This window comes from Pseudomonas sp. MWU15-20650, from assembly GCF_023242475.1.
In the GTDB taxonomy this organism is placed as follows: domain Bacteria; phylum Pseudomonadota; class Gammaproteobacteria; order Pseudomonadales; family Pseudomonadaceae; genus Aquipseudomonas.
This window is the reverse complement of sequence record NZ_JALJFG010000039.1, coordinates 1-23,499: the sequence shown is the minus strand read 5'-3', so window position 1 is coordinate 23,499 and position 23,499 is coordinate 1. Positions and strand designations below refer to the sequence as shown.

21 protein-coding genes are annotated in these 23,499 nt (G+C 60.1%); 12 read left to right on the top strand and 9 right to left on the bottom strand.

Annotation, left to right across the window (positions count from 1 at the left end):
• Positions 1-22: 22 nt before the first annotated feature.
• From ispC to rpsB, 7 genes are all read right to left on the bottom strand, one after another.
• Complete coding sequence (ispC, locus tag M5B43_RS23235; protein WP_248752270.1) at positions 23-1,213, bottom strand: 1-deoxy-D-xylulose-5-phosphate reductoisomerase; 1,191 nt, start codon at positions 1,211-1,213, stop codon at positions 23-25.
• Positions 1,210-2,016 carry a phosphatidate cytidylyltransferase gene (locus tag M5B43_RS23230; RefSeq protein WP_248752269.1) on the bottom strand — a complete coding sequence of 269 codons (807 nt, stop codon included), beginning with the start codon at positions 2,014-2,016 and terminating at the stop codon, positions 1,210-1,212. Before M5B43_RS23230 ends, ispC begins: the two co-directional genes overlap by 4 nt.
• On the bottom strand, positions 2,017-2,772 hold the full coding sequence (gene uppS, locus M5B43_RS23225) for a polyprenyl diphosphate synthase (RefSeq protein ID WP_248752268.1): 756 nt from the start codon (positions 2,770-2,772) through the stop codon (positions 2,017-2,019). It abuts the gene before it with no gap.
• 17 nt (positions 2,773-2,789) lie between these two features.
• A complete protein-coding gene (gene frr / locus M5B43_RS23220; RefSeq protein ID WP_248752267.1) occupies positions 2,790-3,347 on the bottom strand; it encodes a ribosome recycling factor in 558 nt (185 codons plus the stop codon).
• On the bottom strand, positions 3,344-4,087 hold the full coding sequence (gene pyrH, locus M5B43_RS23215) for a UMP kinase (RefSeq protein WP_248752266.1): 744 nt from the start codon (positions 4,085-4,087) through the stop codon (positions 3,344-3,346). The genes frr and pyrH overlap by 4 nt, the downstream gene beginning before the upstream one ends.
• 211 nt (positions 4,088-4,298) lie before the next feature.
• Positions 4,299-5,162: a translation elongation factor Ts gene (gene tsf / locus M5B43_RS23210; protein WP_058412423.1), complete on the bottom strand. Its 864-nt coding sequence runs from the start codon at positions 5,160-5,162 to the stop codon at positions 4,299-4,301.
• Between the two features lie 191 nt (positions 5,163-5,353).
• Entirely contained in the window at positions 5,354-6,091 is a 738-nt protein-coding gene (gene rpsB, locus M5B43_RS23205; RefSeq protein ID WP_003189158.1) for a 30S ribosomal protein S2, read from the bottom strand.
• A gap of 387 nt (positions 6,092-6,478) precedes the next feature.
• Between rpsB and map the strand changes: the two genes are divergently transcribed.
• From map to M5B43_RS23185, 4 genes are all read left to right on the top strand, one after another.
• Positions 6,479-7,261, top strand: coding sequence for a type I methionyl aminopeptidase (gene map / locus M5B43_RS23200; RefSeq protein ID WP_073522657.1), 783 nt, complete (start codon positions 6,479-6,481; stop codon positions 7,259-7,261).
• 64 nt (positions 7,262-7,325) lie between these two features.
• The gene (locus tag M5B43_RS23195) at positions 7,326-10,028 is read left to right on the top strand and encodes a [protein-PII] uridylyltransferase (protein ID WP_248752265.1); all 2,703 of its coding nucleotides are present in this window, start codon (positions 7,326-7,328) and stop codon (positions 10,026-10,028) included.
• Between the two features lie 154 nt (positions 10,029-10,182).
• Positions 10,183-11,382 (top strand): succinyldiaminopimelate transaminase, encoded by a 1,200-nt coding sequence (dapC, locus tag M5B43_RS23190; protein WP_248752264.1) that lies wholly within the window; start codon positions 10,183-10,185, stop codon positions 11,380-11,382.
• A 123-nt stretch (positions 11,383-11,505) separates the two neighbouring features.
• Positions 11,506-12,240, top strand: coding sequence for a M12 family metallopeptidase (locus tag M5B43_RS23185; RefSeq protein WP_248752263.1), 735 nt, complete (start codon positions 11,506-11,508; stop codon positions 12,238-12,240).
• A 1-nt stretch (position 12,241) separates the two neighbouring features.
• Here M5B43_RS23185 and M5B43_RS23180 read toward each other — a convergent pair whose 3' ends face one another.
• Positions 12,242-13,885 carry a Na+/H+ antiporter gene (locus M5B43_RS23180; protein ID WP_248752262.1) on the bottom strand — a complete coding sequence of 548 codons (1,644 nt, stop codon included), beginning with the start codon at positions 13,883-13,885 and terminating at the stop codon, positions 12,242-12,244.
• 213 nt (positions 13,886-14,098) lie between these two features.
• Here M5B43_RS23180 and M5B43_RS23175 point away from each other — a divergent pair, with 213 nt between their 5' ends.
• The 4 genes from M5B43_RS23175 to M5B43_RS23160 all read left to right on the top strand — a co-directional run bounded on the left by M5B43_RS23175 (position 14,099) and on the right by M5B43_RS23160 (position 17,225).
• Complete coding sequence (locus M5B43_RS23175; RefSeq protein WP_283099591.1) at positions 14,099-14,461, top strand: ArsC family reductase; 363 nt, start codon at positions 14,099-14,101, stop codon at positions 14,459-14,461.
• Between the two features lie 32 nt (positions 14,462-14,493).
• Positions 14,494-15,528, top strand: a complete 1,035-nt coding sequence (gene dapD / locus M5B43_RS23170) for a 2,3,4,5-tetrahydropyridine-2,6-dicarboxylate N-succinyltransferase (RefSeq protein WP_248752261.1) — start codon at positions 14,494-14,496, stop codon at positions 15,526-15,528.
• A 69-nt stretch (positions 15,529-15,597) separates the two neighbouring features.
• A complete protein-coding gene (locus M5B43_RS23165) occupies positions 15,598-16,803 on the top strand; it encodes a cysteine desulfurase (RefSeq protein ID WP_248752260.1) in 1,206 nt (401 codons plus the stop codon).
• Complete coding sequence (locus tag M5B43_RS23160; protein ID WP_248752259.1) at positions 16,800-17,225, top strand: SufE family protein; 426 nt, start codon at positions 16,800-16,802, stop codon at positions 17,223-17,225. The genes M5B43_RS23165 and M5B43_RS23160 overlap by 4 nt, the downstream gene beginning before the upstream one ends.
• Before the next feature lie 83 nt (positions 17,226-17,308).
• Here M5B43_RS23160 and tcdA read toward each other — a convergent pair whose 3' ends face one another.
• Positions 17,309-18,124, bottom strand: a complete 816-nt coding sequence (tcdA, locus tag M5B43_RS23155) for a tRNA cyclic N6-threonylcarbamoyladenosine(37) synthase TcdA (protein ID WP_248752258.1) — start codon at positions 18,122-18,124, stop codon at positions 17,309-17,311.
• 211 nt (positions 18,125-18,335) lie between these two features.
• Between tcdA and M5B43_RS23150 the strand changes: the two genes are divergently transcribed.
• The 4 genes from M5B43_RS23150 (at position 18,336) to M5B43_RS23135 (ending at position 23,448) form a co-directional block, all read left to right on the top strand.
• Entirely contained in the window at positions 18,336-20,927 is a 2,592-nt protein-coding gene (locus M5B43_RS23150; RefSeq protein WP_248752257.1) for a glycosyltransferase, read from the top strand.
• Positions 20,928-21,038: 111 nt separating this feature from the next.
• A complete protein-coding gene (dapE, locus tag M5B43_RS23145; RefSeq protein ID WP_248752256.1) occupies positions 21,039-22,190 on the top strand; it encodes a succinyl-diaminopimelate desuccinylase in 1,152 nt (383 codons plus the stop codon).
• A complete protein-coding gene (locus M5B43_RS23140; protein WP_248752255.1) occupies positions 22,190-22,999 on the top strand; it encodes a putative RNA methyltransferase in 810 nt (269 codons plus the stop codon). The genes dapE and M5B43_RS23140 overlap by 1 nt, the downstream gene beginning before the upstream one ends.
• A gap of 71 nt (positions 23,000-23,070) precedes the next feature.
• Positions 23,071-23,448, top strand: coding sequence for a hypothetical protein (locus M5B43_RS23135; RefSeq protein WP_248752254.1), 378 nt, complete (start codon positions 23,071-23,073; stop codon positions 23,446-23,448).
• Positions 23,449-23,499 lie beyond the last annotated feature (51 nt).

Below are 23,499 nucleotides of genomic sequence, written 5' to 3'. Positions count from 1 at the left end.
AAGGCTCATACCCGCCTACAGGCTAACGCGCGTTGCGGTTCAACCACTGCTCGGCTAGAACTCGGGCCTTTGTATCGGCCTCGAACACTGCCCCGAGGTCATTCACAGCCACCACCGGCTCAAGATTCAGGACGTCCTCGATAATACTCGCGATCTGCGGAAAGCGGATGCGCCGTTCGAGAAACGCGGCCACAGCCACTTCGTTGGCCGCATTCAGCATCGCGGGCGCACTGTTACCCACTTCAGCGGCCTGCCGCGCCAGGCGCAGGCACGGAAAACGCTGTTCGTCCGGTGCCTGGAAGTCCAGGCGAGCAATTGCGAACAGGTCCAACGGTGCCACGCCGGAATCAATCCGCTCCGGCCAAGCCAGGGCGTTGGCGATCGGCGTACGCATATCCGGGTTGCCCAACTGCGCCAGTACCGAACCGTCCACATAATCGACCAGGGAATGAATCACACTTTGCGGGTGAATCACCACCTCGACCTGATCAGGCCGCGCATCGAACAACCAGCACGCCTCGATCAGCTCCAGGCCCTTGTTCATCATGCTCGCCGAGTCCACGGAGATTTTGCGCCCCATGGACCAGTTAGGATGGGCGCACGCCTGATCGGGAGACACATGCTCCAACTCGGCCAAGGGCGTCTGTCGGAAGGGGCCGCCGGATGCCGTCAGCAGAATCCGGCGAACACCGACCTGACTCAACCCGCGAGCGAAGTCACCCGGCATGCACTGAAAGATTGCATTGTGCTCACTATCGAGCGGCAGCAGCACCGCCCCACTCTTACGCACCGCTTGCATAAACAGCGCGCCGGACATGACCAGGGCTTCTTTATTGGCCAGCAGAATCTTTTTGCCGGCGTCGACAGCTGCCAGGGTCGGACGCAATCCCGCCGCGCCAACGATCGCCGCCACAACGGTATCCACTTGCTCGTCAGCCGAGACCTGGCATAAGCCCGCCTCCCCCACCAACACCCGAGTGGCAAGCCCGGCAGCCCGCAGATCATCCTGCAAGCCACGCGCGTCGGCGGTCTCAGGCACGACAGCAAAGCGCGGCGAATGGCGCACACACAAGGCCAGCAGTTCACGCAAACGCGTGAAGCCGGTCAGCGCGAACACCTGATAGCGATCAGGGTGACGGGCGATCACATCCAGGGTACTCAGCCCGACCGAGCCAGTTGAACCCAGCACGGTTACCTGCTGCAGGCGGCTCACGAAGCCGTCATCCACAACAGCACGGCAAAGATCGGAAGGGCAGCCGTGAGGCTGTCGATACGATCCAGCACGCCGCCATGACCCGGCAGCAGGTTACTGCTGTCCTTGATCCCGGCCTGGCGCTTGAACATGCTTTCGGTGAGGTCACCCACGACCGAGATAAACACAACGATGGCGGTGCCCAACAAGGCCAGGAAGATCTCCTTTATCGACCAGTCGCGCATCACACCGACCACGAGCGTGATCACCAGGGTCAATGCCAGGCCACCGTAGACGCCTTCCCAGCTTTTACCTGGGCTGACTGCCGGCGCCAGCTTGCGCTTGCCAAAGGCTCGGCCGGAGAAGTAGGCGCCGATATCCGCCCCCCAAACCAGTACCATCACGGCCAGGATCAATTCATTCCCGATCGGGAAACGTTTGATTTCCACCAGCCCTTGCCAGGCCGGCAGCAGGATCAACAAGCCAATGACCAACTTGCAGGCAACGCTGGACCACTGGCCACTGGTGCGTGGATAGGTCAGCACCAGGAACGTCGCCAAGGCCCACCACAGCACCGCTGCACCCAAGACCCAGGGCGCGATGTCCGGCAGGATGTACATCAGGAACAACAACAGCGCGACCACGGCGGCGTAGACCACACGCGGCAACTGGCCGCTGAACCCCGCCAGGCGCGCCCACTCCCACGCCCCAAGGGTCACGACCAGGCCGATAAACAGCGCAAAGCCAGAACCGTCGAGCAGGAAAAACCCGCACAAGGCAATCGGCAGCAGGATCAGTGCCGTGATGATTCGTTGTTTAAGCATTTAAACCCGGGCTCCAGCTTCGATCTGCTCGCTCGTTTTACCAAAGCGACGCTGACGGGAAGCGAAATCGGCCAGCGCGTTACGCATGGCATCGTGTTTGAAGTCCGGCCAGAACAGGTCGGAGAAGTACAGCTCGGTATAGGCCAACTGCCACAGCAGGAAGTTGCTGATGCGATGTTCGCCACCGGTACGAATGCACAAGTCCGGCAACGGCAGGTCACCGGTCACCAGGCAGGTTTGTAACAGTTCGGGCGTGATGTCATCCGGCCGCAGATGACCGGCCTGCACTTCGCGGGCCAGCCGCTGCGCAGCCTGGGCAATATCCCACTGGCCACCGTAGTTGGCTGCAATCTGCAGCACAAAACGGTTGGCACCCGCAGTCATTGCCTCGGCTTCGCGCATGGCTGCCTGCAGTTCCGGATGGAACCGCGAGCGATCACCAATGATGCGCAGACTGATGTTGTTTTCATTGAGGCGCTTGGCCTCACGACGCAACGCCTTGAAGAACAAGTCCATCAATGCGCTGACTTCATCGGCGGGCCGCTGCCAGTTCTCACTGGAGAAGGCGAACAAGGTCAACACTTCGACCTTGGCCTCGGCACACACTTCAATCACTGCCCTGACTGCGTCAACACCCGCTTTATGCCCGGCGACACCCGGCATAAAGCGTTTTTTCGCCCAGCGATTATTCCCATCCATGATGATCGCGACATGGCGCGGCACCACGGAGGGCACAGTCTGCTTGGTCTTTTCCATAAAGGCGTCCTGACCCCTTATACGGCCATCAGGTCCTTTTCTTTATCTTCCGTAGCCTTGGTAATCTGGGCCTCGGCATCTTTGGTCAACTTATCGATATCAGCGACGGCACGACGCTCTTCGTCTTCGCTGATTTCCTTGTCCTTGACCAGTTTCTTCAGGTCGCCCAACGCATCACGACGAATGTTACGCACGGCAACGCGTGCGTCTTCAGCCGCGCTGCGCGCCTGCTTGGTGAAGCCCTTGCGGGTTTCTTCGGTCAGGGCAGGCATGGAGATCAGCAACAACTCGCCAAGGTTGGTCGGGTTGAGGTTCAGGCCGGCACTCTGGATCGCCTTGTCGACCGCGGCGAGCATATTGCGCTCGAACGCCACGACTTGCAGGGTACGCGAGTCCTTCACGGTAACGTTGGCCACGCCGCTCAGCGGGGTGTCAGCGCCATAGTAAGGCACCATCACGCTGCCCAGGATGCTCGGGTGCGCCTTGCCGGTACGAATCTGGCCAAACGCATGGCTCAGGGATTCCAGGGACTTCTGCATACGCGCCTGGGCGTCTTTCTTGATTTCATTGATCATTGTTGGCCTTCCTCGATCAGAGTCCCTTCCGCGCCGCCGTGTACGATATTCAGCAGGGCGCCGGACTTGTTCATGTTAAATACGCGCAATGGCATCTTGTGGTCGCGGCACAGGCAGATAGCCGTCAGGTCCATTACACCCAGCTTGCGATCCAGCACTTCATCGTAGGTCAGATGATCGAACTTCTCGGCATGCGGGTCTTTGAATGGGTCAGCAGTGTAGACACCATCCACCTTGGTGGCCTTGAGCACCACGTCGGCATCGATTTCGATGGCACGCAGGCAGGCAGCCGAGTCCGTGGTGAAGAACGGGTTGCCGGTACCGGCAGCAAAGATCACGACTTCCTTGGCGTTCAGGTGGCGCATGGCTTTGCGGCGATCATAGTGATCGGTCACGCCCACCATGGAAATAGCCGACATCACGATGGCCGAGATATTGGCGCGCTCCAGGGCGTCGCGCATGGCCAGGGCGTTCATCACAGTGGCCAGCATGCCCATGTGGTCGCCGGTCACCCGATCCATACCCGCCGCACTCAGTGCCGCGCCACGGAACAGGTTACCGCCGCCAATCACCAGGCCGACTTGTACGCCGATGCCGACCAGTTGGCCAACTTCGAGCGCCATGCGGTCGAGTACCTTGGGATCGATCCCGAACTCTTCCGAGCCCATCAGGGCCTCGCCGCTGAGCTTGAGTAGAATGCGTTTATAGCGAGCCTGATAACCACTGCCCTGCTGAGCCATTGCGAATCTCTCCTGCGGCGTATTTTTTAAAAAATTCTTGGCGAGCCGTTTACGGCTTGCGTTCACTCTAGCTGGACGCTATCACAGCGCCATCGGAACACGGCTTTGTAAGCCAGTTCCGAAAGGAAACCAAATAAAATTGGCCTTCCCATTTGAAAAGAGGCTGCGCGCGTGAGCGGGCAGCCTCTTTCGGCGACAGTTGAAAACTGTCTTATTGCTTGGCGGCAGCCAGCTGGGCAGCAACTTCTTCAGCGAAGTTGTCGACCGGCTTCTCGATGCCGTCGCCTACTTTGTAGTAGGTGAAGGAAACGATTTCAGCACCGGCTTTCTTGGCCAGTTCGCCAACCTTGATTTCAGGGTTCTTGACGAACGCCTGCTCAACCAGGCTCGCTTCAGCCAGGAACTTGCTGATACGGCCTTTGATCATGTTTTCAACGATGTTTTCCGGCTTGCCGGCGATCTTGTCAGCGTTGAGGCTCAGGAACACGGCTTTTTCGCGTTCGATTGCGTCAGCGGAGACTTCCGATGGCAGCAGGAATTCAGGGTTGCTGGCCGCTACGTGCATAGCGATGTCTTTTGCCAGCTCAACGTCGCCGCCTTTCAGGGCAACCACAACGCCGATTTTGTTACCGTGCAGGTAACCACCAACCACATCACCTTCGATGCGAGCCAGGCGACGGATGTTGACGTTTTCGCCAACCTTGCCGACCAGTACCAGGCGATCAGCTTCTTGAGCTTCGATCAACGGCTCAACAGTAGTCAGCTTGTCGTCGAATGCTTTCTTGACGCTGGCAGCAACGAATGCTTTGAAGTCGTCTTGCAGAGCCAGGAAGTCGGTCTGGGAGTTCACTTCCAGCAGAACGGCAGCCTTGCCGTCTTCAACCAGAGCGATAGCACCTTCAGCAGCGACGTTGCCTGCTTTCTTGGCAGCCTTGATGGCGCCGGAAGCACGCATGTCATCAATGGCTTTTTCGATGTCGCCGCCGGCCTTGGTCAAGGCCTTTTTGCAATCCATCATGCCTTCGCCGGTACGCTCACGCAGTTCTTTAACCAACGCTGCAGTAATCTCTGCCATTTCAAATTCCTCTTGGATAGGTTTTCAACCATTCCACCCGATCAAACGGGCGATCAATTCTTCCCGAATATCCGTTGTAGGCCGCTGCACGTTACAAATGATGTAGCTGCGCTGCCGACAAATGGTTTTCGAGGTGGCAAAAAGGGGGCCAAGCCCCCTTTTTGCTTACTGAGTCAACGCCAGGGCGTCAATTACTCAGCGGCAGCTACCGGAGCTTCTTCAACGAACTGCTCGGTACCACCAGCAACGTGGTTGCGACCACGGATTACAGCGTCAGCCATCGAACCCATGTACAGCTGGATAGCGCGGATAGCGTCATCGTTGCCTGGGATGATGTAGTCAACGCCTTCCGGGCTGCTGTTGGTATCGACTACGCCGATAACCGGGATGCCCAGCTTGTTGGCTTCGGTGATCGCGATGCGCTCGTGATCAACGTCGATAACGAACAGTGCGTCAGGCAGACCGCCCATGTCCTTGATACCACCCAGGGAACGATCGAGCTTTTCCAGGTCACGGGAGCGCATCAGCGCTTCTTTCTTGGTCAGCTTGGCGAAAGTACCGTCTTCGGCTTGCACTTCAAGGTCACGCAGACGCTTGATGGAAGCACGGATGGTTTTGAAGTTGGTCAGCATGCCGCCCAACCAGCGGTGATCGACGTACGGCGAACCGCAACGTGCTGCTTCTTCAGCAACGATCTTGCCAGCGGAACGCTTGGTGCCGACGAACAGGATCTTGTTTTTGCCCTGGGCCAGGCGCTCTACGAAAGTCAGAGCTTCGTTGAACATTGGCAGGGTTTTTTCAAGGTTGATAATGTGGATCTTGTTACGCGCGCCGAAAATGTATTTACCCATTTTCGGGTTCCAGTAACGGGTCTGGTGACCGAAGTGCACACCGGCCTTCAGCATATCGCGCATGTTGACTTGGGACATGATAGTTCCTTAATAAGTCGGGTTTGGCCTCCACGTATCCCAATGACCAACCAGCGGCATCAAGGCCTCCGGCACCCAGGTCATCGTGTCGACACGTGTGTGGATTTAAGCTTTGCGGGGTATCCCCGGAAAGCGGCGCATTTTATACCACAGCAACGAAAAAAACGAAACCCGCAATCGCATTCGCCACCCGTCACCTTTGCGCAACCCCTTGAATAGAGCCAACATAGTCCTACCTTGTAGAGAGAAGCGATCATCAGACGCTCATGATTTGACGCCATCGTCTGTTAGAATCGCGTTTTTTGGGGCCTGCGCGAACACCGTTACCTTTTGTCGCGCCCCCGCGAACCGTATTGATTTCAGCGCGTCGCGCTAGAGAGAGCCTGTATGACCGTTACCTTGAAAACCGCCGAAGACATTGCAGGCATGCGCGTTGCCGGCAAACTGGCAGCCGACGTACTGGAAATGATCGCCGAACACGTCAAGCCCGGCGTGACCACCGAAGCGCTGGACCGCATTTGCCACGACTATATAGTTGACGTGCAAAAGGCCATCCCCGCCCCGCTGAACTACAAAGGCTTTCCCAAGTCGATCTGCACCTCGATCAACCACGTGGTCTGCCACGGGATTCCAGGTGACAAGCCGCTGAAAGACGGCGACACCCTGAACATCGACGTCACCGTGATCAAGGACGGCTACCACGGCGACACCAGCCGTATGTTCCACGTCGGCACCGTGCCAGTCTGGGCCGAGCGCCTGTCCCAGGTCACCCAGGAATGCATGTACAAGGCGATCGAGATCGTAAAACCTGGCTGCCGCCTGGGCGATATCGGCGAAGTGATCCAGAAGCACGCCGAAAAGAACGGTTTCTCGGTCGTGCGCGAATTCTGCGGCCACGGCATTGGTAAAGTGTTCCACGAAGAACCGCAGATCCTGCACTACGGCCGCGCCGGCACCGGCATGGAGCTGAAAGCGGGCATGACCTTTACCATCGAGCCGATGATCAACCAGGGCAAGGCCGACACCAAGGTACTGGGCGACGGCTGGACCGCCATCACCAAGGACCGCAAGCTCTCGGCCCAGTGGGAACACACCCTGCTGGTCACCGAAACCGGCTACGAGATCTTCACCCTGCGCGCAGACGATACGATCCCGCGCGTCTCGGCATAAAGGTTGCGTTGGTTTTCCAAAACGATGTTGTGACCGACTGATAGATAGAAAGGAAAACCGATTGATGCCCCAGGTGGATCCCGAACTCTTCGACCGTGGCCAGTTTCAGGCCGAGCTGGCATTGAAGGCGAGCCCCATCGCTGCTTTCAAAAAGGCTATCCGCCAGGCGCGCGAGGTGCTCGATGAGCGCTTTCTCAGCGGCCGGGATATTCGTCGGCTGATCGAGGACCGCGCCTGGTTCGTCGACAATATCCTGCAAAAGGCATGGGAACAGTTCAGTTGGAGCGAAGACGCCGATATCGCCCTGGTGGCGGTCGGCGGCTACGGTCGCGGCGAACTGCACCCCTACTCCGACATCGACCTGCTGATCCTGCTGGACAGCGCCGACCACGAGATCTTTCGCGATTCCATCGAGCGCTTTCTGACATTGCTGTGGGATATCGGCCTGGAAGTCGGCCAAAGCGTACGCTCGGTGGACGAATGCGCCGAAGAGGCCCGCGCCGACCTGACCGTCATCACCAACCTGATGGAAAGCCGCACCATCGCCGGCCCCGAACGCCTGCGCCAGCGTATGCTCGAGGTCACCAGCACCGCCCATATGTGGCCGAGCAAGGACTTCTTCCTGGCCAAGCGTGCCGAGCAGAAAGCCCGGCACCACAAGTACAACGACACCGAATACAACCTGGAACCCAACGTCAAAGGGTCGCCCGGCGGGCTGCGGGACATCCAGACGATTTTGTGGGTCGCCCGCCGCCAGTACGGCACCCTGAACCTGCGCGCCCTGGCCGGCGAAGGCTTCCTGGTAGAGAGCGAAAACGCCCTGCTGGCCTCTTCCCAGGAATTCCTGTGGAAAGTGCGTTATGCCCTGCACATGCTCGCCGGTCGCGCCGAAGACCGCTTGCTGTTCGACCATCAGCGCTCCATCGCCACATTGCTGGGCTTTGAAGGCGAAGACGCGAAGACCAGCATCGAAAGCTTCATGCAGCAGTACTACCGGGTGGTCATGAGCATTGCCCAACTCAGCGACCTGATCATCCAGCACTTCGAAGAAGTGATTCTGGCCCCCGAAGACGAAGCTCCACCGCAGCCAATCAACGCACGCTTCCAACTGCACGACGGCTATATCGAAGCGCGCAACGACAATGTGTTCCGCCGCACCCCGTTCGCCATGCTGGAGATCTTCGTATTGATGGCCCAGCAGCCGGAAATCAAAGGCGTGCGGGCCGACACCATCCGTTTGCTGCGGGAAAACCGTCACCTGATCGACGAAGAGTTTCGCAACGATATCCGCAACACCAGCCTGTTCATCGAACTGTTCAAGTGCCGGATCGGCATCCATCGCAACCTGCGGCGGATGAACCGTTACGGCATCCTCGGACGCTACTTGCCGGAGTTCGGCTTTATCGTCGGGCAGATGCAGCACGACCTGTTCCACATCTACACCGTGGACGCTCACACCCTGAACCTGATCAAACACCTGCGTAAGTTGCAGTACACCCAGGTGTCAGAGAAATTCCCGCTGGCCAGCAAGCTGATGGCCAAGCTGCCCAAGCCAGAGTTGATCTACCTGGCGGGCCTGTATCACGACATCGGCAAAGGTCGACATGGCGATCACTCGGAAATCGGCGCCGTCGATGCCGAGGCTTTCTGCCAGCGCCACCAACTGCCACTGTGGGACAGCCGCCTGATTGTCTGGTTGGTACAAAACCACCTGGTGATGTCGACCACCGCCCAGCGCAAGGATCTGTCCGACCCGCAGGTGATCCATGATTTCGCCGGGATCGTGGGCGATGAAACCCGTCTGGACTACCTGTATGTGCTGACCGTGTCCGACATCAACGCCACCAACCCGACACTCTGGAACTCGTGGCGTGCAAGCCTGTTGCGCCAGTTGTACACCGAGACCAAGCGTGCCCTGCGGCGCGGCCTGGAGAACCCGGTGGACCGCGAAGAGCAGATCCGCCGCACCCAAAGCGCAGCCCTGGATATCCTGGTGCGCGGCGGCAATGACCCGGACGACGTCGAGCAACTGTGGTCGCAACTGGGTGACGATTACTTCCTGCGCCACACCGCCGGCGATGTCGCCTGGCACAGTGACGCGATCCTGCAGCAGCCGGCAGATGGCGGCCCGCTGGTACTGATCAAGGAGACCACCCAGCGTGAATTCGAGGGTGGCACACAAATCTTCATCTACGCGCCGGACCAGCACGACTTCTTCGCCGTGACCGTGGCGGCCATGGACCAGCTCAACCTGAACATCCACGACGCCCGGGTGATCACTTCCAGCAGCCAGTTCACCCTCGACACCTATATCGTGCTCGACACCGACGGCGATTCGATTGGCGACAACCCGGCACGCGTGAAAAAGATCCGCGAGGGCCTGACCGAAGCCCTGCGCAATCCAGATGACTACCCGACCATCATCCAGCGCCGGGTGCCGCGCCAGCTCAAACACTTTGCGTTCGCTCCCCAGGTGACCATTTCCAACGACGCCCAGCGCCCGGTGACCGTGCTGGAACTGAGCGCGCCGGACCGTCCGGGGCTGCTGGCACGCATCGGCGGGATTTTCCTGGAATTCGACCTGTCGTTGCAGAACGCCAAGATTGCGACCCTCGGCGAGCGGGTAGAAGACGTGTTCTTCATTACCGACGCCGACAACCAGCCGTTGTCCGACCCTGAACTGTGCCGACGCTTGCAGGATGCCATCGTGCAGCAATTGAGCGTGACCCAGGAGCCCGGGGTCGAGCTGACGCGCCTGACTATTTGAGCGGGGCTTATGTGGGAAGGGGCTTGCCCCCGATAGCAGTGGGTCAGATACCCATTAACTGACTGACACCCACCAATCGGGAGCACGCCCCCTCCCACATTTGGATCTGCCAAGCATGGCAGACCGCATGACCAATGATTTGAACGAGATGCCTATGAACAACGCCCTGAACCAGTTGCAGCCCTACCCGTTCGAAAAGTTGCGTGCCCTGCTCGGCAGCGTCACGCCACACCCGGACAAACGCCCGATCGCCTTGTCCATCGGCGAGCCGAAGCACACATCTCCGGCCTTCGTGGCCAAGGCACTGGCTGACAACCTCGACCAGATGGCGGTGTATCCGACTACCCTGGGCATCCCGGCCCTGCGCGAGTCCATCGGTGCCTGGTGTGAACGCCGTTTCAACGTGCCCAAAGGCTGGCTGGACCCGGCGCGCAATATCCTCCCGGTCAACGGCACCCGTGAAGCCCTGTTCGCCTTCACCCAGACGGTGGTCAATCGCGGCGACGATGCACTGGTGGTGAGCCCGAACCCGTTCTACCAGATCTACGAGGGCGCCGCGTTCCTGGCCGGGGCCAAGCCGCATTACCTGCCATGCCTGGATGCCAATGGCTTCAACCCGGATTTCGACGCGGTATCACCCGATATCTGGAAACGCTGCCAGATCTTGTTCCTGTGCTCTCCAGGCAACCCGACCGGTGCGCTGATCCCGGTCGACACCCTGAAAAAGCTGATCGCATTGGCCGACGAGTATGACTTCGTCATCGCCGCCGACGAGTGTTACAGCGAGCTGTACTTCGACGAGCAGGCTCCACCTCCGGGCCTGCTCAGTGCCTGTGTCGAACTGGGCCGTCAGGACTTCAAGCGTTGCGTGGTATTCCACAGCCTGTCCAAACGCTCCAACCTGCCGGGCCTGCGTTCCGGGTTTGTCGCCGGTGACGCCGACATCCTCAAGGCCTTCCTGCTGTATCGCACCTACCATGGCTGTGCGATGCCAGTACAAACCCAATTGGCCAGCATTGCCGCCTGGCAGGACGAAGCCCACGTACAAGCCAACCGCGACTTGTACCGGGAGAAGTTCGACGCCGTGCTGGCCATCCTCAAGCCGGTGCTGGATGTGCAAAACCCGGACGGTGGTTTCTATCTGTGGCCGAATGTGAATGGCGACGATGCCGCCTTCTGCCGCGACTTGTTCGTGGAAGAACACGTGACCGTGGTGCCGGGGTCCTACCTGTCGCGGGAAGTGGACGGTTTTAACCCCGGCGCTGGCCGTGTGCGCCTGGCGTTGGTTGCGCCATTAGCGGAGTGCGTGGAAGCGGCTGAGCGGATTCGGGACTTTATCCAACGTCGCGCTTGAGGTTCATGCCGCTCCCACGCAGTGGGGGCGGCCCTGACGTATCTTGCAACCCATAGACTGGAACAAAGGCTCGTCAACACTCCACCTAAGCTCATCTGGTACAAACGCTCAGGTGAAGCCCCCATGACACTCAATATCCCGCCCGCTGCCGCGCCAGCTCATTACGCCTACACCCCACTCAGCAGACATAAACGCGGCGTAGCGACTCCCAACAAGATATGGCCTCAGCATTCAGTGCTGACTATCTCCATGTTGAACATGACCCAAGAACAAAAGCATCTGGTAAAACACAACATCAACAAATGGGCCCCGCATACCAATCTCTACTTCAAGTTTACTGACAGCCCCAATGGCGATATACGGATCGCAGCGGATAACAACGCCAGCGCGGGGTGGTCAACGGTTGGCACCGATGCCAGAGACGTCAAGCCGCCTAAGCCCACCATGAGTATTGGTTTCAACAGTTCACCCACCCGTATTGCCGCCACTGTCCAGCATGAATTCGGCCACGCCCTAGGCTTGAAACATGAGCACCAGCACCCCGACCGGACGTTGGACTTAAACAGACAGAACATCTATGACGAATATGAATCGCGCGGAAAATTCAGCTATGAAGCCGATAACGACATCATCCGCAAATTCTCACGCACACAAGTACAGGCCACCCCCGACTATGATGACAAATCCATCATGCACTACGGGTTTCCCGCTTCAAGACTAAACAGTGGCGCGCCCATCCCTCGTAACGTCGAAATGTCCGAAGACGATAAGAAATTCATGCAGTCGCTTTATCCAGAAGATAAATCCCCAGCCGGAAAACTGCTCAACTCAGTCATCCGGGCAATGACCAATAGTTGAATTATTTAAGTTCCCCCAAATTCGCTTCACTCATATCCAGGTCCGCCAACACTTCGCGCAATACATCATCGCCAATCTGATGCTGGCGACTCAAACGATACAATTCCAGCCGCTGCGCACGCAGGGCCTTGAGGCGTAGTTTGCGTTCAAGCAAGTCCATCTGTTGCGCCAGCGCCTGGGCCTCGGCCGAGTCGTTGAACACGTCCAACTGATGACGATACTCCGCCATCAACCGAGCCTTGAGCTCCGTCGCCAACGCAGCCTGGGCGGCGTCAGGGGTTTCGGTGTCTGCCGGCTCTTGCGCTTCGAGGGCATGGATTGCAGCCACTGCGGTTTTTTTCCACGCCTCGCGCACCTCTTTATGGTGTTTTTCATCCGGGCTCTGCTCGATGCCACGCAACAACAACGGCAAGGCGATACAAGCAGCGACCAGTGACAGCAAGATCACCCCGGCAGCAATGAAGATCAGCAGGTCACGCTCGGGAAAATCCTGCCCCGGCGCCAGCAGCAGGGGCACCGACATGACGCCCGCCAACGTCACCGCCCCACGTACGCCACCGACGGTCAACAGCCAGCAGGAACGGGCCGTAGGCACCAGGGTCAGCGCGCTTTTCCCACGTAACCTGCGAAGCAGCCCCGACAGCCGCCAGATACTTTGCACCCAGATAAAGCGCAACACCACGAGCACCAGGAAGATCGCGCCCACATCCAGGCAGCGGTACATCAACGTGGGCCAGAGCGTGGGCTCATGGCTCACCACGGCCTTGATGATGTCCGGCAGCTGCAGGCCCAGCAGCAGGAAGATCAGGCCGTTGAACGCAAACTCCAACAACGACCACACACTGCGGTTGAGCAAGCGCGTACTGGTCTGGCGCGGCAACAGGTCGAGCCAGCTTTGCATCATGCCCGCCGCCACCGCAGAAAGAATGCCCGACGCCCCCAGGCGTTCAGCCAGCACATACGCTGCAAAGGGCAGCAGCAACATGAACACCACATGGGTCGCAGGATCATCCCAGCCCCGCGCGATCATCCACGCGCGCAGGCGGCCGACCAGCCAGCTCAACGCCACCCCGACCGCCAGGCCGCCCACGGCGACCAATACAAACGTCAGGCCGGCGTCAGCCAGGGAAAACACGCCGGTCAACGCTGCGGCCAGGGCAAACTTGAAGGTCACCAGACCCGAAGCATCATTCATCAATGCCTCGCCCTGGAGCATATGCATCAGGGGTTTGGGTAAACGGTTCTGAGCAATAGCCGACACTGCTACGGCATCCGTCGGCGACAACACCGCCGCCAGGGCGAAGGCCACCGGCAACGGAATCGTGGGCAATAGCCAATGAATGAAGTAGCCGGCCCCGACAACCGTGAACAATACGAGCCCCACCGCCAGGGTCAGGATCGGCCCACGCAGGCGCCACAACTCACGCTTGGGCATGCGCCAGCCATCGGAAAACAGCAGCGGCGGCAGGAACAAAAACAGGAACAGCTCTGGGTCCAATGCCACATGCAGCCCCAGCGTGGGCCAGGCCAGCAAGGCACCAGCGGCAATCTGCACCAAGGGCAGTGGTAAAGGAATAACACGTCCGACAAGACGCGAAACGCTGACCAGCATCAGCAGGATAAGAACGGTGTAAGCGGTTTGCATAACGCGAGTTTCCCGGACAATCGACTTGCTACGACACACATCAGGCAACAACTGGCCGTTGAAGTGCCATATTACCCGGCTATGTTACCTGCCTATGCTGCGCGCTGGCTTTTGCACAAACGTCGCACGATGCTGACGAGCGGCACCCAAACCCGCTGGTCGTGGCATAATCCGTGGCCTTGCACTTTCATACGTCCAAAGGGGGGCAATTCCTTGACCGCTTCAAGCAAAACCTTGCACCTTTTCGGCATCAAAGCCTGCGACACCATGAAAAAGGCACGCACCTGGCTCGATGAGCACGCTGTGAGCTATGACTTCCATGACTACAAAACGGCCGGTATCGACCGCGAACACTTGACCCAATGGTGCAATGAGCACGGTTGGCAGGTGGTTTTGAACCGTGCGGGCACCACCTTTCGCAAACTCGAAGACGAACGCAAAGCCGATCTCGATCAGTCGAAAGCCATTGAATTGATGCTCGCACAACCCTCGATGATCAAGCGCCCGGTGCTCGATCTCGGTGACAGAACCCTGATTGGCTTCAAGCCAGATACTTATTCGGCGGCCCTCAAGTAGGCCAGCCCTTCCATTTTTGTAGAGGTAACAGCATGTCCCATTCCCTGTTCAGCCTGGGCTTCGGCGTCGGCACTCAGAACCGCCAAGGCGCTTGGCTGGAAGTGTTTTACGCGCAACCGCTGCTCAACCCATCGGCCGAAATCATTGCCGCCATCGCCCCAATCCTGGGTTACACCGAAGGCAACCAGGCCATCACCTTTACCGTAGCCCAGGCTTCGCAACTGGCTGACGCGCTCAAAGGCGTCGACGCCACCCAGGCGGCCCTGCTGACCCGCCTGGCCGAAAGCCACAAGCCGTTGGTCGCCACGCTGTTGGCCGAAGACGCGGCACTGACCTCCACGCCTGAGGCTTACCTCAAGCTGCACCTGCTCTCCCATCGCCTGGTCAAGCCGCACGGCTTGAGCCTGGCCGGTGTGTTCCCGCAGTTGCCGAACGTAGCCTGGACCAGCCAGGGCGCGATCGATATCAGCGAACTGGCCGAACGCCAACTGGAAGCACGCCTGCGTGGCGAGCTGCTGGAAGTGTTCTCGGTGGACAAGTTCCCGAAAATGACCGACTACGTAGTGCCGGCCGGCGTGCGTATCGCTGACGCCGCGCGTATCCGCCTGGGCGCCTACGTAGGCGAAGGCACCACCGTGATGCACGAAGGCTTCGTCAACTTCAACGCCGGCACCGAAGGCCCGGGCATGATCGAAGGCCGTGTATCGGCAGGTGTATTCGTCGGCAAGGGTTCGGACCTGGGCGGCGGTTGCTCCACCATGGGTACCCTGTCGGGCGGCGGCAACATCGTGATCAAGGTGGGCGAAGGCTGCCTGATCGGCGCCAACGCGGGTATCGGTATCCCGTTGGGCGACCGCAATACCGTGGAATCGGGCCTGTACGTCACCGCCGGGACCAAGGTTGCCCTGCTGGATGAGCAGAACCAACTGGTCAAAGTGGTCAAGGCACGCGAGCTGGCCGGCCAACCGGACTTGCTGTTCCGCCGTAACTCCGAGACCGGTGCCGTGGAGTGCAAAACCCACAAATCGGCCATCGAATTGAACGCAGCGCTGCACGCTCACAACTAAGCAGCCACTCGATGCCACTAGCGGGCCGCCCCCCTCGGGTGCGGCTCGCTTATACGAGTCTTGAACACCATGCTTGTGCCCTCCCCTTGGCGCGCCGACTTTCCGGCCATCGCCACCCTGCAACGGCAAGACCAGACCTACCTGGACAACGCCGCCACCACGCAAAAACCCCAGGCGCTGTTGGATGCCATCAGCCATTACTACGCCAATGGCGCAGCCAATGTGCACCGTGCCCAGCATCTGCCGGGTGCCCATGCGACCCAGGCGTTTGAAGACAGTCGCAGCAAGGTCGCGCAGTGGTTGAACGCAGGTGACAGCGGGCAAATCGTATTCACTCACGGCGCAACCTCTGCGCTGAACCTCCTGGCTTATGGCCTGGAGCACTTATTCAAGGCGGGCGATGAGATAGTCATCAGCGCCCTGGAGCACCACGCCAACCTGTTGCCTTGGCAACAACTGGCCAAACGTCGTGCGCTCACGCTGGTGGTACTGCCGCTGGGCGAAGATGGCGTGATTGACCTTCAAGCTGCCGCGGCGTTGGTCGGCCCGCGCACGCGCTTGCTGGCGGTGAGCCAGCTCTCTAACGTGCTGGGCGCCTGGCAACCCTTGGAAGCCTTGCTGGCAATGGCTAAGGCACACGACGCCCTGACCGTGGTCGATGGCGCCCAGGGCATCGTCCATGGTCGCCACGATGTGCAGGCCCTAGGCTGCGACTTCTATGTATTTTCCAGCCACAAACTGTACGGGCCGGATGGCGTCGGCGTGCTGTATGGCCGCAACGAAGCCCTGCATCACCTGCGCCACTGGCAGTTTGGTGGCGAGATGGTGCAACAGGCCGACTACCAAAGCGCCAGCTTCCGCCCCGCCCCATTGGGCTTTGAAGCCGGTACGCCGCCGATTGCCGGCGTGATCGGCCTGGGCGCTGCCCTGGACTACCTCAGTTCCCTAGACCAACAGGCCGTGGTCGCCCATGAAGCGGCACTGCATGACTACCTGTTGCGCGGGCTGAAAGCACGCAATGGCGTGCGCGTATTGGGCGCGCCGCGCGTTGCGCTGGTCAGCTTCGTGGTGGACGGCGTGCATAACGCCGACCTGGCTCACCTGCTGACCGAGCAAGGCATCGCCGTACGGGCCGGGCACCATTGCGCCATGCCTTTGCTCAAGGCTCTGCACTTGTCCGGGGCGATCCGTGTGTCCCTGGCGCTGTACAACGACTCCGATGATCTGGAGCGCTTCTTTGAAGCGCTGGACCAGGCGCTGGACATGTTGCGATGAGCCTGCCGGTAGATGCGGCTGCCGCGCTGGAGGCCTTTGAGGCCGTCGGCAGTTGGGAACAACGCGCCCGGATGCTGATGCAGTGGGGTGAACGTCTGCCCGTATTGGCAGATGAGGAGAAGGTCGATGCCAACCTGGTGCAGGGCTGCGAGAGCCTGGTGTGGTTGGTGGGGCGCTTGGAGCACGGTCATTGGCAATTTGCCGCGAGCAGCGATGCGAGGATGATTCGTGGTTTGGTGGCATTGCTGCTGGCGCGGGTCAACGGACTCTCGGCGGCCGAGTTGCAGGCGCTCGACTTGCCCGACTGGTTCAATCAACTCGGACTTTCCCGGCAGTTGTCACCGTCGCGCAGCAACGGCTTGAATGCAGTCCTGCAGCGCATGCGCGACCTTTGTGGGAAGGAGCTTGCTCCCGATTGCTGAGTGTCAACCACGAGGTCATCGACTGATCCACCGCTATCGGGAGCAAGCCCCTCCACATGCTGAGCTGTGCACGGCCGCTGGACTCAGGTGGGCTTGACCCGCTCCGAAGGTCTACGCACTCCAGCCACAATCTTGTCCACCGCCTTGGTCGCCGCCACCATCCCGAAGGTAGCCGTCACCATCATCACCGCGCCAAACCCACCGGCGCAGTCCAGCTTGACGCCATCCCCCACAAAGCTTTTCTGCAAACAGATGCTGCCGTCTGGCTTGGGATAGCGCAGTTGCTCGGTAGAAAACACACACGGCACGCTGTAGTGGCGAGTCACCGTGCGTGAGAAGCCATAGTCACGGCGCAGGGTGGAGCGCACTTTCGAAGCCAGCGGGTCGTTGAAGGTGCGGTTCAAGTCGCAGACCTGGATCAGGGTCGGGTCGATCTGCCCACCCGCGCCGCCGGTGGTGATGATCTGGATCTTGCGGCGTTTGCACCAGGCGATCAGCGCCGCCTTGGCGTTGACGGCGTCGATGCAATCGATGACGCAATCGATCGTTGGGGTGATGTACTCGGCCATGGTGTCGCGGGTGACGAAGTCCGCCACCGCATGCACGACGCAATCCGGGTTGATGCCGCGCAGGCGCTCGGCCATCACCTCGACCTTGGGCTTGCCCACGGTGCTGTCCAGGGCGTGCAACTGGCGGTTGCTGTTGCTGACGCAGACATCGTCCAGGTCAAACAGCGAAATCTCGCCCACCCCGCAACGGGCCACGGCTTCCGCCGCCCAGGAGCCGACACCGCCGACGCCGACGATCGCCACATGGGCCGCTTTCAAGCGTTCCAGGCCCTCAATGCCGTACAAGCGGGCAACGCCTGCAAACCGCGGATCTTCTGTACTCATCATCATTACCCCAAAAACCGGCGCGCATTATGGACTACAGAGCGACAAGTTCGAAGCGACAAGCTACAAGTAAAGAACTTAGGTGAACATTCGCGGACTAACGTCCGGCTTTTCTCTGTCTGCTATACGTTCAGGGAGACGCCGGTGTAGGATGCGCGCCGTTCGGCGCAAGCCGACACCTCTTTTCGTTCCACACCCTTTGGAACCCGAAATCGCCATGTCATCGCGTAAATTTGGACTCAACCTGGTGGTGGTGCTGGCAATTGCCGCGCTGTTCACCGGCTTCTGGGCGCTGATCAACCGCCCGGTCACTACCCCCAACTGGCCTGAACAGATCTCCGGTTTTTCTTACTCGCCGTTCCAGCAAGGCCAGTTCCCACAGAAAGACCAATACCCCACCGACGACCAGATGCGTCAGGATCTTGCGATCATGAGCAAGCTGACCGACAACATCCGTACCTACTCGGTCGACGGCACCCTGGGGGATATCCCCAAGCTGGCGGAAGAGTTCGGCCTGCGGGTGACCCTGGGGATCTGGATCAGCCCGGATCTTGAGCGTAACGAACGCGAGATCCAACGCGCTATCGAATTAGCCAACAGCTCGCGCAGCGTCGTGCGTGTGGTAGTCGGCAACGAAGCGTTGTTCCGTGAAGAAATCACGCCTGAGGCGCTGATCGCGTTGCTGGACCGGGTGCGCGCCGCCGTGAAAGTGCCGGTGACGACGTCCGAGCAATGGCACATCTGGGAAAAGAACCCGCAACTGGCCAAGCACGTCGACCTGATCGCCGCGCACATCTTGCCGTTCTGGGAGTTTATTCCCATGGACAAGGCCGGCCAGTACGTACTCGACCGCGCCCGCGATCTGAAGAAGCTGTTCCCGAAAAAGCCACTGCTGCTGTCGGAGGTTGGCTGGCCGAGCAACGGACGTATGCGCGGAGGCAATGAAACGTCCCCGGCAGACCAGGCGATTTACCTGCGCACACTGGTCAACAAGCTGAACCGCCAGGGCTACAACTACTTCGTGATCGAGGCCTTCGACCAGCCGTGGAAAGTCAGTGACGAAGGCTCTGCTGGCGCCTATTGGGGTGTTTACAACGCCGCACGCCAGCAGAAATTCAACTTTGAAGGCCCGGTCGTCGCGATCCCGCAATGGCGCGTGCTGGCCATCGGCTCGGTGGTGCTGGCGCTGCTATCGCTGACGTTGCTGATGATCGACGGCTCGGCCCTGCGCCAGCGTGGCCGCACCTTCCTGACGTTTATCGCCTTCCTGTGCGGGTCAGTGCTGGTGTGGATCGGCTACGACTACAGCCAGCAATACAGCACCTGGTTCAGCGTGACCGTCGGTATCTTGCTGGCCCTCGGCGCACTGGGCGTGTTTATCGTGTTGCTGACCGAAGCCCACGAGCTGGCGGAAGCCGTGTGGACCCACAAGCGCCGACGTGAATTCCTGCCCGTGGAGGGCGATTCGGACTACCGCCCGAAAGTGTCGATCCATGTGCCGTGCTACAACGAGCCGCCGGAGATGGTCAAACAGACCCTCGACGCCCTGGCCGCCCTCGATTACCCGGACTACGAAGTCCTGATCATCGACAACAACACCAAGGACCCGGCGGTTTGGGAGCCGGTGCGCGACTACTGCGAAACCCTCGGCCCGCGCTTCAAGTTCTTCCACGTCTCGCCCCTGGCCGGTTTCAAGGGCGGCGCGCTGAACTACCTGATCCCGCACACCGCCAAGGATGCCGAAGTGATCGCGGTGATCGACTCGGACTACTGCGTGTCGCCAAACTGGCTCAAGCACATGGTGCCGCACTTTGCCGACCCGAAAATCGCCGTGGTGCAATCGCCGCAAGATTATCGCGACCAGAACGAAAGCACCTTCAAGAAGCTCTGCTACGCGGAATACAAAGGCTTCTTCCATATCGGCATGGTCACCCGTAACGACCGTGACGCGATCATCCAGCACGGCACCATGACCATGACCCGGCGCTCGGTCCTGGAGGAGTTGGGCTGGGCCGACTGGTGCATCTGTGAAGATGCCGAGCTGGGCCTGCGCGTATTCGAGAAAGGTCTGTCAGCGGCGTATTACCACGACAGCTACGGCAAGGGCCTGATGCCCGACACCTTTATCGACTTCAAGAAACAGCGTTTCCGCTGGGCCTATGGCGCCATCCAGATCATCAAGCGTCACACCGCGAGCCTGTTGCGCGGCAAGGACACCGAGCTGACCCGTGGCCAGCGCTACCACTTCCTCGCGGGCTGGTTGCCGTGGGTGGCGGACGGCATGAACATCTTCTTCACCGTGGGTGCGCTGTTGTGGTCGGCGGCGATGATTATCGTGCCGACGCGGGTCGACCCGCCGCTGCTGATCTTCGCAATCCCGCCGCTGGCACTGTTCGTGTTCAAGGTGGGCAAGATCATCTTCCTGTACCGCCGTGCAGTCGGTGTGAACCTCAAGGACGCGTTCTGCGCGGCGCTGGCCGGGTTGGCGTTGTCTCACACCATCGCCAAGGCGGTGCTGTATGGTTTCTTCACCACCAGCATTCCGTTCTTCCGCACGCCGAAAAACGCGGATAACCATGGTTTCTGGGTAGCGATTTCCGAAGCCCGCGAAGAAATGTTCATCATGCTGCTGTTGTGGGGCGCAGCACTGGGGATCTACCTGGTGCAGGGCCTGCCCAGCAACGACATACGCTTCTGGGTGGTGATGCTGCTGGTGCAATCGCTGCCGTATGTGGCGGCGTTGATCATGGCGTTCCTCTCGTCGCTGCCAAAACCGGTGGCGAAGCTCGAGCCGGTGACGGCTGAGTAAAAACTTGCGCAATGCACTAAACGGCGGCCTCTGGCCGCCGTTTTGCTATAAGATAACGGCCCTTTTGTGTGCCCGCCCTGCTCTTCCAAATACGCTTCCCGGAGTTTTCCCATGACGGCCCATGCCGACCTATCGCCGACCCTTCAACTTGCCATCGACCTGATCCGTCGCCCGTCGGTCACGCCGATCGACGCCGATTGCCAGAAGCTGATGATGCAGCGCCTGGGCGACGCCGGTTTTGCGCTGGAGCCGATGCGTATCGAAGATGTGGACAACTTCTGGGCTACCCATGGCAAGCATGACGGCCCGGTACTGTGCTTTGCCGGCCACACCGACGTGGTGCCGACCGGCCCGGTACAAGCCTGGCAGAACGACCCCTTCGATGCGTTGATCGATGAAAACGGCATGCTCTGCGGCCGTGGCGCGGCCGACATGAAGGGCAGCCTGGCGGCGATGCTGGTGGCTTCGGAGCGTTTTGTCAGGGACTACCCTGACCACAAGGGCTCGGTGGCCTTCCTGATCACCAGCGATGAAGAAGGCCCGGCCCACCACGGCACCAAAGCTGTGATCGAGCGCCTGGCCGCCCGCAAGGAGCGCCTGGACTGGTGCATCGTCGGCGAACCGTCGAGCACCACCCTGGTCGGCGACGTGGTCAAGAACGGTCGTCGCGGCTCTCTCGGCGCCACGTTGACCGTACGCGGTGTACAGGGCCACGTGGCTTACCCGCACCTGGCGAAGAACCCGATTCACCTGGCCGCTCCCGCCCTGGCGGAACTGGCAGCCGAACATTGGGATAACGGCAACACCTTCTTCCCGCCGACCAGCTTCCAGATTTCCAACCTCAACTCGGGCACGGGCGCGACCAACGTGATCCCCGGTGACCTGACGGCGGTATTCAACTTCCGCTTCTCCACCGAATCCACCGTTGAAGGTTTGCAACAACGGGTCGCGGCGATTCTGGACAAACATGGCCTGGACTGGCATGTGGAGTGGGCGCTGTCGGGCCTGCCGTTCCTGACCGAACCGGGGGCTCTGCTGGATGCAGTATCGGCCAGCATCAAGGCGATTACCGGTCGTGAGACCAAGGCCTCTACCAGCGGCGGCACCTCCGATGGGCGTTTCATTGCGACCCTCGGCACCCAGGTGGTCGAGCTTGGCCCGGTGAATGCGACGATCCACCAGGTCAATGAGCGCATCCTGGCCAGCGACCTCGATGTGCTGACCGAAATCTACTACCAGACCCTGATCAAGTTGCTCGCCTGATGCTTGCCTGCCCCATTTGCAACGCCCCGCTCAATGCGGTGGATAACGGCGTGGCGTGCCCGGCCGGGCACCGCTTCGACCGCGCGCGCCAGGGTTACCTGAACCTGTTGCCGGTGCAGCACAAGAACAGCCGCGACCCGGGCGATAACCTGGCGATGGTCCAAGCGCGCCGCGACTTTCTCAACGCCGGGCATTACGCCCCAGTGGCCAAGCGCCTGGCCGAGCTCGCCGCAGAGCGTGCACCGCAGCGCTGGGTGGACATCGGTTGTGGCGAGGGTTACTACACCGCGCAAATCGCCGAGGCCCTGCCCCACGCCGACGGCTATGCGCTGGATATCTCCAAAGAGGCCGTCAAACGCGCATGCAAACGCAACCCGGCGCTGACCTGGTTGATCGCCAGCATGGCCCGCGTGCCGTTGGCCGACGCCAGTTGCCAGTTCCTCGCCAGCGTATTCAGCCCATTGGACTGGCAAGAAGCCAAGCGCCTGCTCAGCCCGGGTGGCGGCTTGATGAAGGTAGGCCCGACTGCCGGTCACCTGATGGAACTGCGTGAACGCTTGTACGATGAAGTGCGTGAATACACTGACGACAAGCACTTGGCCCTGGTGCCGGAAGGTATGAGCCTGGCACACAGCGAAACCCTGGCGTTCAGGTTGAGCCTGGTCGACCCCAAGGACCGCGCCAACCTGCTGGCGATGACACCCCACGGCTGGCGCGCGAGTGCCGAGCGCCGTGCTGAAGTCATCGAGGCCACTGAGCCGCTGCTGGTCACCGTTTCGATGCGCTACGATTATTTCGTGCTTCAATAACCGACTTTTCGGGCACTGCGCCCACCTGACATCCGCGAATGGATTTTCGAATCCCGCAACGAGGAACATCCATGCGCCAACCTGATATCGAGATTTACCTGAAGGACGCCGACGTCGATCACAAGGCCATCGCCGCCTGGCTGGGCACCGCACTGGGCTCTTGCTCCGACTGGGTCCAGAAAGGCCAGACCTACAAATGCAAAGCTGGCAGTGTGCCCGTTACCTGGCTGCCCAAAGCCGTCGGCAAGTGGAACAGCCTGTTCCTGGACAGCGACCAGACCCCATGGGAAGACGACATCGCCTGCGCCCGCGCTGCGTTTGCTGCGCTGAACGTGGAAGTGCGCTGCGCGCCAGGGACTTGGGTTGAGGAAGAAGGCGAGGAAAGTGCCGATCGCTGGATACGCATCAGCGCCGATGGTGAAGAAGAGATCACCTGGAAAACTGCCTGAGCCTGGCGTGTGAACTCAATCAAATGTGAGAGGGGGCAAGCCCTAATGCCT

Excerpts from the sequence above, each read along its gene's own strand:
- M5B43_RS23230 (WP_248752269.1), bottom strand. The coding sequence starts at position 2,016 with ATGCTTAAACAACGAATCATCACGGCACTGATCCTGCTGCCGATTGCC.
- uppS (WP_248752268.1), bottom strand. The coding sequence starts at position 2,772 with ATGGAAAAGACCAAGCAGACTGTGCCCTCCGTGGTGCCGCGCCATGTC.
- frr (WP_248752267.1), bottom strand. The coding sequence starts at position 3,347 with ATGATCAATGAAATCAAGAAAGACGCCCAGGCGCGTATGCAGAAGTCC.
- pyrH (WP_248752266.1), bottom strand. The coding sequence starts at position 4,087 with ATGGCTCAGCAGGGCAGTGGTTATCAGGCTCGCTATAAACGCATTCTA.
- tsf (WP_058412423.1), bottom strand. The coding sequence starts at position 5,162 with ATGGCAGAGATTACTGCAGCGTTGGTTAAAGAACTGCGTGAGCGTACC.
- rpsB (WP_003189158.1), bottom strand. The coding sequence starts at position 6,091 with ATGTCCCAAGTCAACATGCGCGATATGCTGAAGGCCGGTGTGCACTTC.
- map (WP_073522657.1), top strand. The coding sequence starts at position 6,479 with ATGACCGTTACCTTGAAAACCGCCGAAGACATTGCAGGCATGCGCGTT.
- M5B43_RS23195 (WP_248752265.1), top strand. The coding sequence starts at position 7,326 with ATGCCCCAGGTGGATCCCGAACTCTTCGACCGTGGCCAGTTTCAGGCC.
- dapC (WP_248752264.1), top strand. The coding sequence starts at position 10,183 with ATGAACAACGCCCTGAACCAGTTGCAGCCCTACCCGTTCGAAAAGTTG.
- M5B43_RS23185 (WP_248752263.1), top strand. The coding sequence starts at position 11,506 with ATGACACTCAATATCCCGCCCGCTGCCGCGCCAGCTCATTACGCCTAC.
- M5B43_RS23180 (WP_248752262.1), bottom strand. The coding sequence starts at position 13,885 with ATGCAAACCGCTTACACCGTTCTTATCCTGCTGATGCTGGTCAGCGTT.
- dapD (WP_248752261.1), top strand. The coding sequence starts at position 14,494 with ATGTCCCATTCCCTGTTCAGCCTGGGCTTCGGCGTCGGCACTCAGAAC.
- M5B43_RS23165 (WP_248752260.1), top strand. The coding sequence starts at position 15,598 with ATGCTTGTGCCCTCCCCTTGGCGCGCCGACTTTCCGGCCATCGCCACC.
- M5B43_RS23160 (WP_248752259.1), top strand. The coding sequence starts at position 16,800 with ATGAGCCTGCCGGTAGATGCGGCTGCCGCGCTGGAGGCCTTTGAGGCC.
- tcdA (WP_248752258.1), bottom strand. The coding sequence starts at position 18,124 with ATGATGATGAGTACAGAAGATCCGCGGTTTGCAGGCGTTGCCCGCTTG.
- M5B43_RS23150 (WP_248752257.1), top strand. The coding sequence starts at position 18,336 with ATGTCATCGCGTAAATTTGGACTCAACCTGGTGGTGGTGCTGGCAATT.
- dapE (WP_248752256.1), top strand. The coding sequence starts at position 21,039 with ATGACGGCCCATGCCGACCTATCGCCGACCCTTCAACTTGCCATCGAC.
- M5B43_RS23140 (WP_248752255.1), top strand. The coding sequence starts at position 22,190 with ATGCTTGCCTGCCCCATTTGCAACGCCCCGCTCAATGCGGTGGATAAC.
- M5B43_RS23135 (WP_248752254.1), top strand. The coding sequence starts at position 23,071 with ATGCGCCAACCTGATATCGAGATTTACCTGAAGGACGCCGACGTCGAT.